This is a genomic window from Burkholderia dolosa, assembly GCF_902499135.1.
Lineage (GTDB): Bacteria > Pseudomonadota > Gammaproteobacteria > Burkholderiales > Burkholderiaceae > Burkholderia > Burkholderia dolosa.
On sequence record NZ_CABVPR010000018.1, the window covers coordinates 1 to 13,506 of the forward strand.

Sequence of the window (13,506 nt, forward strand, 5' to 3'; positions counted from 1 at the left end):
CGATTTCTTCATGACAAGGTTTCTCCTGCGGCCTCGCCACTAACTTTACAGTGGGATACTTTGGAGGGGGAAGGTCAGATCCAGTCGCGCATGTCCAGGAACGTATCGCCGACCGAATCGAGCATCAGCGTTGCCTTGAAAAAGAGGCCCGGCCGATCGGGATCGGTGCAGCGCGGCTGCAGTCCCGCGATATACGCGTCGTCCATCGGCAGCGCATACGTCTTCCAGCCTTGCAGCGGGCGTTCGCCCAACCGAACCGTTGCCGTGATGCCTTTTCGGTCGATCAGGTCGTAGCCGTAGTTCACTCGGCCCATGCCTTCGACGAGCACGTCCGGCGTGTTTCCGTTGTCCGGAAGCTCGACGTCGTCCCCGTCTCGCACCGCACGTAGTCCGTCGGCGAGATAGCGCGGCATCTTCGGTCGCGCAATTGCCCCTACATATGAGCCGTCCACGAACACGGTCGCATAATCGTGCACGCCGCGCGCGGCGAGCGGTCCGCCGACTCCACGCAGCTCGTCATGGCGGTAGAGGACGAAGCCGCAGTGCTGACCGTGTGCCTCCATAGGCCGGGGCGCGTCTGCGGTTACCACGGCAGGCGGCAGGTTGTCCCACACCGACGCGTACAGATACGGATTCAATGCGTAGTCGCCGGCGAGCTCGAGCGTCCGTGGCGCGGCCGGCACGGGCGGTAGTGGGTCGCGCAGGTGCGCCTGGATCAGTTCGCGATACCGGATGAAGTTCTCCGTCGCGCGGCCTTGCTCGTCGATCGGTGCGTAGTAGTCGTAGCTGGTGATGTCGGGTTGATACTCGGCGGTCTCCTGATCGAGATTCGCGCCGGCCGTGAAGCCGAAGCTCGTTCCGCCATGAATCACGTAAATGCTGAACGACAGGCCGTACTTCATAAAATCGGCCAGTTCGCGCGAAATGTCCGCGTCGGTTCCCTGAAACTTCTGATCGCCCCAATGCGTGAAGAAGCCGGGATACAGCTCTCCGCCCATGACGGTCGAGCCGGGGAACAGGTCGCGAATCTTCGCGATGTCGTGCGCCTTCGGTCCACTCAGGCCGATCGCGCATCCGTCTAGCGCCGTGCGGTTTTCCTGCAGCTGCTTGACACCGTCGTCGGTGAAGAACGGGCCGGCGATGCCGCTGTCGATCCACGCCTGGCGGATCTCTTCGAGGTAAGCGACATCGTTGCCGTAGCTCGCATACTCGTTCTCGATCTGCAGCATGAGGATCGGTCCGCCGCTCGCCGACATGAGCGGCCGAACGCGCGGCGCGAGCTCCGCGATGTACGCACGTGCCGCTGCCATGAAGCGAGGGTCGCAGTGCGATCCAACACGAAGCTGAATGTCGTCATGCGCGAGCAGGCGCGCCGGAATGCCACCGAGGTCCCACTCGCCGCAGATGTACGGGCCCGGACGCAGCAGCACCCACATGCCTTCGTCCTGGCAGAGCCGGATAAACGCGTCAACGTCGCGCCGGTCCGTATCGAAGTCGAACTTGCCTTCGGCCGTCTCGTGAAAATTCCACATGATGTACACGGCGATGGTATTCATGCCCATCGCCTTCGCCATCTGAATCCGATGTCGCCAGTACTCGCGCGGGATTCGCGCTGGGTGCATTTCCCCGCTACGAATCTGGAACGGTGCGCCGTCGAGCAGGAACGTTACGCCATCGTCGCCGAAGGTCAGCTCGTGGTGGCGCCCGTCGTTCGGCAAAGGCGCCGAGAGAATCTGCCGCGGCTCAAATTTCGCGGCCACTTGATCGCGACCGCATGCCCCGAGCAGCGGCATCAGCGCCGCCGCTGTCAAAAAATTCCGTCTGTTCAAAACTTGTGGTCCGCTTCTTCTTGTTGGTGGTCGCGCCGGCCCCGGCTCGCCTTTCAATCGCGCGACATTATCTTATGAATGCGCTTCTTTCGTTTGGGCGTTGGTGTCCGTATCGGCTACCTCGGACTGCGTTTCCAATTGAACGTGAAGCGCTGCCGTATAACGCCGAGAAGAATGCGGAAACCGCCATTGGGAAATCGGCCACGGCTCGGAACCGCCGAGAGCTTCAAACGATTTGTACTCACTCGGGTCGCTCGGACATGGCCTCCAGCGGCACCCAACCGAAGAACGGGTTACGGAATTTCCGCAACAGCCACACTTCGCCTGAAACGGCACTATCGCACCGCCGTTGCGCCCCGTTTTCCTGTCACGTCGCCGTCACGATCTGCCCATACTGTGGGACCTTCTCGTCGCCGCCCTCAGTCCGGGCCACGGTTATAGGCGTCCTCCGCCGACGAGCGTCAGAACGGTCACCGGTCGCTCGAAACCGCGTTCCTGGCCTGCATGCCCATGCGACCGGCATTGCCCATTTCACCCTACAACACGATCGACACCGATCCGCGCCGGATCGCAGTCGATCAGGAGACGGCAACCATGTTGAGCCCGCATGAATTTTCGATGCTGCTGCGCGTCGCCCGTGCGCCGGACAGCGTCGACCCGACGAATCCGGCGTTTGCCGTGCTCGTCGAAAAGCAGCTGGTGGACCACACGCAGATGCGCGTGAGCGCGGTCGCCGCGCGCCCGGCGCTCACGCCGATCGGACAGATGCTGCTCGCACGTTTCGACGAAGCGGCGTGACGGAGCGCGGCAGCCTCACGCGTCGCGCGCTCGTCGTCGAAGCGGCACAACGAAGCGCGTGACGCCGCGAAACACCGCCTCGACCCGTCACCCCGGCGACTCGAAACGCTTACTGCGCGACCGGCACCGTCACATCGCTGCCGAACCAGTGCATCGAGATTTTCTTCAGCGTGCCGTCCTTGCGCAGCGACTCCAGCGCATCGTTGATCGCCTTCTCGAACTTCGGATTGCCCTTGCGGAACGGGATCGCCATTTCCTGCTTGCCGCCGTTCAGCACCGCACCTGCGCGCAGCGGCAGATTCGACGTCTTGATCATGTACGGCAGCATCAGCCGATCGTCGAGCGTCGCCTCGATGCGGCCCGCCGCGAGATCGCGCAGCTTCTCCGGCGCGCCCGGATACGTCTGCACCTCGATACCCGGCACGCTGCGCGCCATCTGGTCGTAGTTGGTGCCGAGCGTCACGCCGAGCTTCTTGCCCTTGAAGTCTTCGAGCGACTTGAAGTCGCGCTTGTCGTCCTTGCGCTGAATCAGCTGCGCGGCGGAATACGTGTACGGCTCGCTGAAGTCGAGCGCTTCCTTGCGCTGCGGCGTGATCGTCACCTGGTTCACGATCACGTCGAACTTGCCGGCCTGCAGGCCCGCGATGATGCCGCTCCATTCGGTCGGAATGAACTGCGTCTTCACGCCCAGCTTGCCGGCGACCGCATTCGCGACGTCGACGTCGAAACCTTCGAGCTGCCCCGACGTGCCGCGCGAGTTGAACGGCGGATACGTGCCTTCGAGGCCGACGCGCAGGACGCCGGCTTTCTTCACCGAATCGAGCAGGTCTTCGGCATGCGCGGCGACGGCGGTAAAACCGAGGGCCGACGCGAGCAGCAGGCCCGACAGCAGGAACTTCGAACGTTTCATTGCAGATCTCCAGTTTCCGTGTGGTGTGGGAAAGGGCCGGGCACCGGCCAAGGGCCGGCCGCAATACGTGCACGTAGGACCCTACTCGCAACCGCGCCGCGCCGAAAGTCGAATTGGCCCTGATTGCAATCGATTTCAGCGGCGGGAGAGGGCTGCCGGGTCGAGGTAACCGGTGTACCGGAAACGCTTTCGAAACCCCGGATGACGCACTTTTAAATCGCGTCAGTTTTACGAGAAACGCCGAAATTTATATGTAAAATCGCGCGAGCGAAGTCGAACGCTCGCGCCGTCCGAGGGCGCGCCAAAAGAAGAAAAGGCCGTAGCCATGAACATGCAGAACACGATAGCCGCATTGCGCGGCGGGTTGCTTCAGCAGGACCGGCTGTTGAAGCTCGATACGCCGTTGGGAGCCGACGTACTGACGGTGCAGCGCGCGGCGGGCCGCTCGCGCATCGGACGCGCGTACGAGTTCACGCTCGACCTGCTGGCGGCGGATGGCGGTCTGGAACTTAAAAAACTGATCGCGCATCCCGTCACGTTGTGGCTCCAGCAAGGCGATCGCAGCTATCGGCCGATCAACGGCTACGTACATACCGCGCGGCGGCTCGGCGCCGACGGCGGGCTGACGACGTACCAGCTTACCTTCGCGGATTTCACCCATTTCCTGAAGTTTCGCCGCGATCAGCGCATCTGGAGCGACACGGCGGTCGACCAGATCATCTCCGACGTGCTGAATCGCCATCCGCAGGCGCAAGGGCATTTCCGGTTCGCGCTGTCGAAGCCGCTGCCGGTCCGCTCGTACACGCGACAGAGCGAAACGGACTGGAACTTCATGCATCGCTTGATGGAGGACGAGGGCCTGTACTGCGCATGGCAGCAGGCGGACGATGGCAAGTCGCACACGCTGGTGATCACGGACAACCTGCAGGCGTTCGCGCCGCTGTCGCCGCAAACGGTTCGCTTCTATCGCGGCGGAGCAGCGAGCGAGATCGACGCGTTCACGCAGTGGTCGGGCACGCGCACGCTGCAAAGCGTGACGCGCACGACGCGCACGTTCGACTACAAAAATCCATCGCAGCCATCGAACCCGAAGGGTACGTCTTTGCCGACGATGGGCGGCCAGGGCGAACTGCCCGATCAATTGCAGGTGTACGAGTACACCGGTGCGTACACATACCTCGATCAATCGCGCGGCGATCATCTGACGAAGATTCGCATGGAGCAATGGGAGTCGCAGGCGAAGCGCTTTCATGGCGCGGGTGGCGTGCGTGCGATCGATGCGGGCCGCCGCTTCACGCTGGCCGATCATCCCGAACACGATCGCGATCCGGCCGATCAGCGCGAGTTCGCAACAATCGAAGTCGCATGGTGGATCGAGAACAATCTGCCGGTCGCGACCGGCGGCGCCGACTTTCCGCACAGCCTGCGCGATGTGCTCGCGCACGCGAGCGAACGCCATGGCGCCGACCCGGCGTTTCGTGTGCCGCATGCGGACGGCTCGGCGGGCTTCTATCTCGTCGAAGTGGAAGCGCAGCGCGCGAGCGTGCCGTATCGCAGCGCGTTCGAACACGAGAAGCCGAAAATGCATCTCGAGACGGCGATCGTCGTCGGGCCGCCGGGCGAGGAAGTCTATACGGACGAGCTGAACCGGATTCGCGTGCAGTTCGTATGGGACCGCGTCAATCCGGGCAACGAGAACGCGTCGTGCTGGATGCGCGTCGTGCAGTCGGATACCGGCGGCGGCTACGGCGGCGTGCACGTGCCGCGTATCGGCGAGGAAGTGCTGATCGACTACGTCGGCGGCGACTGCGATCGGCCGCTGGTCGTGGGCCGTGTATACAACGGCGCGAAGCGGCCGCAGTGGCATAGCGACGGGATCCTGTCCGGGTATCGATCGAAGGAATACGCGGGCAGCGGCTACAACCAGCTCGTAATGGACGACGCAACCGGGCAGAACCGTGTGCAGTTGATGAGCAGCACCGCGAACAGCCTGCTGCACCTGGGCTACATCATCGACCAGAACGGCAATGCGCGCGGGTCGTACCTGGGCAGCGGGTTCGATCTGCGCTCGGACGCGTACGGCGCGGTGCGGGCCAGTCAAGGGCTGTACGTGACTACGCACCCGAAAGCGCCGAACAGCCAGCCGCTGGACGTGAAGGAAGCACAGCAGCAACTGGTGACGGGCGAGGGCCTGCTCGAGGCGATGTCGAGCGTGAGCGAACAGCATCAGGCGGAAAGCCTGAAGGAAGCGCACGACGCGATGCGCGCGTTCGCCGATGCGACGCAAAGCAGCGTGTCGGGCAATGCGTCGGGCGGGCGCACGGCGGGCGGCGGAACGGGCAGCGCGAATGCGTTCAAGGAGCCGGTGATGCTGTTCGGCAGCCCGTCGGGGATCGGAATGTCGACGCAGCAGTCGGTGCACCTGGTCGCGAACGATCACGTGAACGTCGCGACCGGGCAGAGCGTGCACGTCGCGGCGGGTAAATCGCTGATTGCGAGCATCGGTCAGAAGCTGAGTCTGTTCGTGCAGAACGCGGGGATGAAGCTGTTCGCGGGCAAGGGCAAGGTGGAGATCCAGGCGCAGTCGGACAACGTGGAAGTGACCGCACAGAAGGCGGTGAAGGTGGTATCCGCCACCGATCGGATCGAGATCGCGGCCGATCAGGGGATTCTGCTGACGAGCGGCGGCGCGTACATCCGTATCAAGGATGGAAACATCGAGGTGCATGCGCCCGGGAAGATCGACGTGAAGGGCGCATCGCATACGTTCGCCGGGCCGGCGAGCATGGGCTATCCGCTTCCGAGCCCGCGGCCGGACCAGCCGGGGCAACTGGAGCTGTTTCACAAGTACGCGAACGGCGAGGCGGTCAAGGGCGGACTGTTCACGGTGAGAGACGTGAATGGCGCCGTGCTGAAGAAGGGCGCGCTCGACAACAGCGGCTATACGGTCGTGAGCGGGCTGCCGCCCGGCGCCGTGCGTGTCGAGTTCGGGAAGGAGCCGCGCGAGTCCGATCAACCGGCGAACTACTTCAAGCACCCGCAGTGGCCGGTCGAGCCTGTTGCGCCTTCGCCCGAAGCCGCACAGGTTGCGGCGACGGGGCAGCTTGCGAGCCAGTTGCAAGGGTTGGCGCCTGCCGCCGCGACCGCAGCGATGGGCTTGGCGAGCGGCGGCGGTGCGGGCGCTGCGCTGGGTGGGCTGGCGAGCTCCGCGTTGCCGGCCGCGGCGACTGCGGTCGGCGGCGCGGGCGCCGCCTCGGCGATACAGGCGGCGTCGAGCCTGAGCGGCGCCGCGAGGCAGGTGGCCGGGATGGTGCAGGCCGCAAGACAAGGCGGACTCGCTGCGCTGGCGATGCCGGCTGCGAACGCGGCGTCCGGCGCGCTGCAGCACGCGTTGCCCGACGTCGGTGGCGTCGCGGGCAAGGGCGCCACGGCGGTCGCGTCCACTGCGGTCAGCGGCATCAAACTGCCGACGAGCGGCTTCGGCGGACCGCTGCAATCCTGAGAGGGCGGCGTGTTAGCCGTCGAGCACAACGAATCGCGAATCGAACGAACAACGACATGGGACAAGAACTTCCACCGGGTGCCGAGAGGGAACAGGCCGTTTCCTGGCTCAGCGACATTTCGACGAAGGATGTCGCGGCGGGGGGCGATCGCATCAATCAGTGGCTGCTCAGCATCAGCGGCAATCACATTTCGTTCGAGGATCTCAAAACCGTCGCGAGCGCAGTGCCGATCATCGGTAACCTGATGGCGTTTTACGACGCGGTGTGCGACATCGTGACGATCATCGAGAAGCGCAGCGCCGACTTGCTCGATTACCTTGGACTTGCAATCAACTTGATCGGCGTCATTCCGGTTCCGCCGCCGCTGGCGTCGTTCCGGATGTCGGCGCGTCCGTTGCTGGCGCTCGTGCGCAACCAGTTGCTCGTGTCGCGCGGCAACCTCGGGGCGGCGCTCATTTCCGTGCTGGTCACGCACGTCAATGCCGCGGCGGCGAGCGAGATCGAGAGCTTTCTGAAGACCTTGCAGCAAGTCCTCGTCGAGCTGCTCAACGACTGCGCGGCGAAAGCGCAGGAACTGATGGTCGGCATCGCGAACGGACTCGAACTCGCGCTGCAGGGGCAGCTTTTCGACAGCAGCGGGAACGTGCGGCGCACCGAGCAGATCGCCCGAAAAATGGACGAACGGTCCTGGTACAACCCGATGCTCGTGGTCGACGCGATCGAGTACGGCTACGAAGGCTCGGTCGCGCTGGGGAAGGAAGCCGGAAACGCGGTGGCCGGGACGGCCGCGAAACTCGCGCCGGACTCGTGGCTGCAACCGTTCCGCGACATCGTCGCGTTCCTGAAGACCGAAGCGCCGAAAGTCGCGAAGGCGATCCGCGATTTGAACGGCAGCGAAGAAGGCAAGATGCTGTGGCTCATCGCGCAGCTGCTCGAGGCCGTGGCTCGCGTGCGCGCGCGAGCGAAGCTGCATGAAAGGGCGGCGGACGTGCCGCCCGGCGGCAAGGGGCAAGCACAGCACGAGCGTCCGCAGCAGCCGCTCGGTGCAATCGGACAAGAGACGAAGGCGGCCGGTGCAGGTGCGAGCCCGTGCAAAGGCTGTCCGATCGCTTCGCCCGGCTCGATCGATTTCGCGTTCGGCGACGAGACGTTTACGCATACCGACTTCGAATTGCCCGGCGCGCTTCCGCTCGTATGGGCGCGAACGTATCGCTCGCGCCTGTCCGCATACGACGACGGCGAACTCGGCGCGCGGTGGCTCACGCCGTACACAACCCGCATCGATGTCGAAGGCGACACCTGGTTCTACCGCGACGCCAGCGGACGCAGCATTGAATATCCGGCCCTTGCAGTCGGCGGCGTGCACGACGATCTCGCGGAAAACCTGACGCTGTCGCGCCTCGACGAGACGTGGGCGACGATCGCATACGGTCACGACGTACTGCTCGTGTATGAGCGGCGCGGCACCGCGTTCCGCCTCGCAATGCAGAAGGACCGTGCGGGAAATACGATCACGCTCGACTACGATGCGCTCGATCGCGTGGCGCGACTGATCGATGCCGGCGGCAACGTGCTGTCGTTCGAGCACGACAAGCACGGGCGGATCGTATCGATCGAGCAAGTCCTGGAGGACGGCAAGCGTCGCGCACTGGCATCTTATGCGTACGACGAAGCGGGCGACCTGGTGCGGGCGACCGACCGGCACGGCAACAGCTGGCGCTACGAGTACCGTCGACACCTCGTCACGCGCTATACCGACCGTACGGGGCGCGGAATGACGCTCGAATGGGACGGTGCCGACGCGGACGACAACGCGCACGCCAAGTGCGTACACGAGTACGCGGACGACGGCAGCCTCGACATCCGCCTTTCGTGGCATCCGAACATCCGGCTGACCTACGTGACCGACGCGCTTGGTCAGGTGACGCGCTACTACTACAACGTCCGCGGGTACGTTTACCGGATCGCGTATCCGGACGGAACCGAGGAATGGTTCCGGCGCGACGAGCACAACGATCTGACGCTCCACATCTTGCAGGACGGCAGTATCGAGCAGATGCGTTACGACGCGCGTGGCAACCGTACGTGGCACGAACGCGCGGACGGCAGCATCGTCGAGATGGCATACGACGACAAGGATCAGATGATCCGGCTCGTCGATCCGAACGGGCACGTGTGGCAACGCAAGTACGACGACGCCGGCAATCTCGTCGAGGAGCTCGATCCGCTCGGGCGCACGACGAAATATGCGTACAACGACAAGGGATTGCCGACGCAGATCGTCGACGCGAAGGGCGGCTCGAAGATGCTCGAATACAACGACGCCGGTCAGCTCACGGGCTACACGGACTGCTCCGGAAAGAAGATGGAGTGGCGGTACGACGACATCGGCCGCGTGATCGAGACCAAGGATGCGTCCGGTGGCGCGATCGCCTACGGTTACGGCGCGAACGGTCAACTGGCGGAAATTCGTTCGCCGGCCGGTGTCGAGCAGGTGCAGTACGACGCCGAGGGAAGGCTGCTGCGGCACACCGATCAGCTGAACCGGTCGACGCGATACAGCTATGACGCCGCCGGGCGCGTCGCCAGCCGCGCGGATGCGCTGGGACAGACGATTGCGTATCGCTACGATCGTCTCGGGCGGCTGACCGCGCTGACCGATGCGAACTTTGCGACGTACCGGTTCCACTACGATCCTGCGGGACGTCTGGTCGAAGAAATCAGCTTCGACGGCAAGTCGACGCGTTATCAGTACGACAACGAAAGCGGCAGCCTCGTGTCCGTCGACGAAGCCGGCTGCGTGACGTCGATGGATCTCGACGCGAACGGCCGGCTGCTGAAGCGCGTATCCGGCGACAGCGACGAGAGGTTTGCGTACGACCGGAGCGGGCGACTGATCGAAGCGGTGAACCGGTACAGCCGCCTGCAGTTTTTCTTCGATCCGGTCGGCAATCTCGTCCGCGAACATCACGCGTACGACCTGTTCGGCGAACGGCGCAGCTATGTGTGGCATCACGAATACGATGAACTCGGCAACCGGCGTCGGACGGTCCGGCCGGACGGCCACGTCGTCGACTGGCTGATGTACGGTTCCGGGCACGTACACGGGATGCTCCTGGACGGCGAGGAGCGCGTCCAGTTCGAGCGTGACGACCTGCATCGCGAGACGGCGCGGATGCTGTCGAGCAAGGTCGCGCAACGTACGCATTACGACGCGGCGGGACGCGTGCTGCAACAGACGATTCGACGATCCGCGTCGCCCGCGCCGCTTGCCGAGCGGCGGTATCGCTATGACGCGGCGGGGCAATTGTCGCGGATCGAGGACAGCCGCAAGGGCGGCACCGACTACCGGTACGATCCGGTCGGCCGGCTGATCGAGGCGATCAGCCCGGTCGCGACGGAACGGTTCGCGTTCGATCCGGCGAGCAACATCGTCGATCCGGTGCGATCGAGCGAGGCGCCGGTGTCGAGGCCGAACCCGGTGCGGCCCGAAAGCACGTTGCCGGCGCAGGTGCCGAAGGTGCTGGGCAATCTGCTGAAGTCCTATGCAGGGATGCACTTCGAATACGACGCGCGCGGCAATCTGGTGCGCAAGCGGACACCTGCGGGCGAGCAGGAGTACGAGTGGGACGGGTTTAACCGGCTGTTGTCGGCGCGGGTTGCGGAGACGTCGCGGCACAGTTTGGCGCGGTATTTCTACGATCCGTTCGGTCGCCGGATCGCGAAGGAGGTGAACGGCGAGCGAACGGTGTTCGGGTGGGATGGCGATACGCTGGCGTACGAGAGCGATGGCGCGCGCGGGACGCACTATCTGTACGAGCCGGGTACGTTCGTGCCGCTGGTGCAGTATGTGGCGGAGGCGGTCGATGGAATCGAGACGCCGGAGTGGACGAGCACGGATCGATATGTGCCGGAGGAGGATCCGCTGCAGAAAGTGCCCGAGCGACGGTCGGACGCGAAGCTGTTCTACTACCACTGCGATCAGATCGGCACGCCGCAACTGCTGACGGACGACGACGGAGACGTCGTTTGGGAGGCGTCGTACGAGGCGTGGGGCGAAGCGCGGGAAGTGATTGCGCGCGCGTCGAAAGCGGCGGAGATCGTACCGAGGAATCCATTGCGGTTTCAGGGGCAGCAAGAGGACGGCGAGACGGGGCTGCATTACAACCGGTATCGATACTATGATCCGAGCAGTGGGCGATTCATCTCTAAGGATCCGATCGGACTGGCTGGTGGGATCAACGTCTACCAGTACGCGCCGAGTCCGATAAGCTGGATCGACCCGTTCGGGCTGTCTGCTGCATCCGATTTGCCACGGATGAAAGGGCGAAGTGTACCGCGCGTCGGGTCAGTACTGAATGATGCGGGTTTCACCAAAACGAAAGACAATGGCGTAAACGAGACTTGGAAGCATGTGGATGGATCGGAGGTCCGAGTTCACAAATACGGCAACAAGTGTCCTTGTCCTTATAGATCGGGAAATAACGCGCACGTCCACAAGGAAGATCCTGCAGGAAATCAACTTAATGATCGTGGGTTTGTGTCGCTGGATCCGAATGAGACGCACATTGGTATCCGCAATCCTGCTGATTTCCCAACCGTTCGAGGGAGGCCTCACGGATCATGAGTTACGAATATAGATTGGTGTTTGAAGATGCTGATTTAGTGCAGCATGTTATAGATTCATTGAAGTCGAGTGATGCCTGCATAAAGGCACAAGCACAGGGCGTCTGCTTGAAGGATCGAGAGCTACAGAGTCAGGCTGAGTATGATGTTAGGCTGACTCAAGATGGCGATCGATCGGTGTGGTTGGAAGTTAATTTTAGATCAGTGACTTTGTACAATTTAATGCAACGAGCATTGGGTAGTGGGGTCGTTAGATGCTTCGAAGATGGCGATTTGGGCGATGAAGTAACGCTGAAGGACGCATTTCGCATCAAGGCTAATAATTAGACGTCAAGGGCTACTTGCAGTGGCCCTTGGCGATATCTCGACGAGACAGAAATCTTGCGACCGACGAAGTTGAAGGAGCGGTGGACGTGCTCGCTGGGTTTGACGCTGGGCAGACCATCGTTCGATGTCGAGATGCCTCGTCACATTAGGCTCAACGACGCATCATTTCGTGATTATTCTGAGTCACTCGGCAGGTCATTGTTGCAATCAGAGTGGCGTTGGAGATCAACCGCCCCACCACAACGTTCGGCGCGAAGAAAACAGTCGGACGGTTAAGGTGGGCGGCATGGACGACCTCTACTACTTCAACTGTCGGAATAGGAAGTGAATATGACGACGAGAATAATAAATCCCCAGGCGATTGCTTCAATTTATGGAGAACTTCCTTCGTTTGTTGGTGCGGAGTCAACTGAGGTTCGAGTTGCGCGAGATGAGCCGAGAATTTTGGTTAAGCTGGTAACGAAGCGGGGCAATAACGCCTCCTGCGAGATGACCGAAGAATTATGATGGGATTTATATTGCGGTTGCGTTTATTGGCACGGCAGAGCTCGTGTTTTCTCGATAGGGACAGCAAAATGTCATCGACGAAGTGGAGTTAAAAGATGTTGACGAGCGGGTGTCAGTCCGATTCGCTTGTGGGAGCCAAGCTGTTCTGGAATTTTCATGCGATTGGATTCATATTGAGAGCGTGACCTACGGTCACATCGACAGCCCTTAATCGATATCTGGAGCGCCTCGGGGCCGAGGCAACGTGCCGGGAACTTTTATCCCGCGGCACGTCATGCAGGCTGGAGTACATGATTGCGAGACTGCCGGAGCAATGAATTGCCGCCAAATGACTGGTCCACATCATGAGCTTATTTGAAATGAAGGGCGAAAATGGAGCTTTTCTTCGGGTGCGTGAGATTATCGGTGCGCACGGAGATGTAGCTCATCAGGTGACCGCACCGACCGCATCGACATTATTTGAGAGCAAGGAAATTGCCACTTGGACGTCGGCCTTGCAGGGAGCCGATCTGAGAATTCCTTGGTCCGCGGAGGAGCTTCACTTGTACGGAAGCCAGATGACGTTGGAGAGCGGGCAGATCGGATATCGCGTCGATGCCTCTGGAAAGGTCTTGCCCGACTGGAAGGATGAATGGCTCGTGCTTGGACAGATAAGTGGAGACCCGATTATCGGGGAGTTCGACAAAAGCACCTGCACTATTCTTTTTGCCCGCCATGGCGCGGGCTCATGGCAGGCCAACCCTGTCTCAGCCGACATAGCGACGTTTGCCGTTGTCTTGCAAATTTGGTGCGACCTTTTTATCACGAAATACTCGAAGAACGTTTACGACGATACGTTCGCCATTCGGTCCGATTTCCTAGTCGAATTGCGGCAACGAGTGAGTCAATGGCTATCGAGCGCACAAACTGATGTATTCATGAGCATGGTCGATGGATAGTGCTGTTCGTTACCGTCGCACCGAGGACACCGGCGGGCGGCAGGAATACGAGTGGGACGGCTTCAACC

General features: G+C 62.1%; 9 protein-coding genes. 7 read left to right on the forward strand and 2 right to left on the reverse strand.

Going from position 1 to position 13,506, the window contains the following annotated elements:
* Positions 1-74: 74 nt before the first annotated feature.
* A complete protein-coding gene (locus BUB20358_RS10540) occupies positions 75-1,793 on the reverse strand; it encodes a beta-galactosidase (protein WP_223296914.1) in 1,719 nt (572 codons plus the stop codon).
* A 630-nt stretch (positions 1,794-2,423) separates the two neighbouring features.
* Here BUB20358_RS10540 and BUB20358_RS10545 point away from each other — a divergent pair.
* Positions 2,424-2,627, forward strand: a complete 204-nt coding sequence (locus BUB20358_RS10545) for a hypothetical protein (protein WP_006765338.1) — start codon at positions 2,424-2,426, stop codon at positions 2,625-2,627.
* Positions 2,628-2,736: 109 nt separating this feature from the next.
* Here the strand turns inward: BUB20358_RS10545 and BUB20358_RS10550 are convergent, their stop codons facing one another.
* Positions 2,737-3,537, reverse strand: a complete 801-nt coding sequence (locus tag BUB20358_RS10550) for a transporter substrate-binding domain-containing protein (RefSeq protein ID WP_006765337.1) — start codon at positions 3,535-3,537, stop codon at positions 2,737-2,739.
* Positions 3,538-3,862: 325 nt separating this feature from the next.
* Between BUB20358_RS10550 and BUB20358_RS10555 the strand changes: the two genes are divergently transcribed.
* The 6 genes from BUB20358_RS10555 (at position 3,863) to BUB20358_RS10580 (ending at position 13,438) form a co-directional block, all read left to right on the forward strand.
* Entirely contained in the window at positions 3,863-7,039 is a 3,177-nt protein-coding gene (locus BUB20358_RS10555; protein ID WP_006765336.1) for a type VI secretion system Vgr family protein, read from the forward strand.
* Positions 7,040-7,095: 56 nt separating this feature from the next.
* Positions 7,096-11,667 carry an RHS repeat-associated core domain-containing protein gene (locus tag BUB20358_RS10560; RefSeq protein WP_006765335.1) on the forward strand — a complete coding sequence of 1,524 codons (4,572 nt, stop codon included), beginning with the start codon at positions 7,096-7,098 and terminating at the stop codon, positions 11,665-11,667.
* Positions 11,664-11,993 (forward strand): hypothetical protein, encoded by a 330-nt coding sequence (locus BUB20358_RS10565; protein ID WP_081293617.1) that lies wholly within the window; start codon positions 11,664-11,666, stop codon positions 11,991-11,993. The genes BUB20358_RS10560 and BUB20358_RS10565 overlap by 4 nt, the downstream gene beginning before the upstream one ends.
* A 124-nt stretch (positions 11,994-12,117) precedes the next feature.
* Positions 12,118-12,321, forward strand: a complete 204-nt coding sequence (locus BUB20358_RS28670; RefSeq protein WP_081293616.1) for an HNH/endonuclease VII fold putative polymorphic toxin — start codon at positions 12,118-12,120, stop codon at positions 12,319-12,321.
* 288 nt (positions 12,322-12,609) lie between these two features.
* Complete coding sequence (locus tag BUB20358_RS28675; protein WP_367646441.1) at positions 12,610-12,711, forward strand: hypothetical protein; 102 nt, start codon at positions 12,610-12,612, stop codon at positions 12,709-12,711.
* 133 nt (positions 12,712-12,844) lie between these two features.
* Positions 12,845-13,438: a hypothetical protein gene (locus tag BUB20358_RS10580; RefSeq protein WP_123806799.1), complete on the forward strand. Its 594-nt coding sequence runs from the start codon at positions 12,845-12,847 to the stop codon at positions 13,436-13,438.
* Positions 13,439-13,506 lie beyond the last annotated feature (68 nt).

Excerpts from the sequence above, each read along its gene's own strand:
- BUB20358_RS10540 (WP_223296914.1), bottom strand. The coding sequence starts at position 1,793 with ATGCCGCTGCTCGGGGCATGCGGTCGCGATCAAGTGGCCGCGAAATTT.
- BUB20358_RS10550 (WP_006765337.1), bottom strand. The coding sequence starts at position 3,537 with ATGAAACGTTCGAAGTTCCTGCTGTCGGGCCTGCTGCTCGCGTCGGCC.
- BUB20358_RS10580 (WP_123806799.1), top strand. The coding sequence starts at position 12,845 with ATGAGCTTATTTGAAATGAAGGGCGAAAATGGAGCTTTTCTTCGGGTG.
- BUB20358_RS10565 (WP_081293617.1), top strand. The coding sequence starts at position 11,664 with ATGAGTTACGAATATAGATTGGTGTTTGAAGATGCTGATTTAGTGCAG.
- BUB20358_RS10545 (WP_006765338.1), top strand. The coding sequence starts at position 2,424 with ATGTTGAGCCCGCATGAATTTTCGATGCTGCTGCGCGTCGCCCGTGCG.
- BUB20358_RS10560 (WP_006765335.1), top strand. The coding sequence starts at position 7,096 with ATGGGACAAGAACTTCCACCGGGTGCCGAGAGGGAACAGGCCGTTTCC.
- BUB20358_RS28670 (WP_081293616.1), top strand. The coding sequence starts at position 12,118 with ATGTCGAGATGCCTCGTCACATTAGGCTCAACGACGCATCATTTCGTG.
- BUB20358_RS10555 (WP_006765336.1), top strand. The coding sequence starts at position 3,863 with ATGAACATGCAGAACACGATAGCCGCATTGCGCGGCGGGTTGCTTCAG.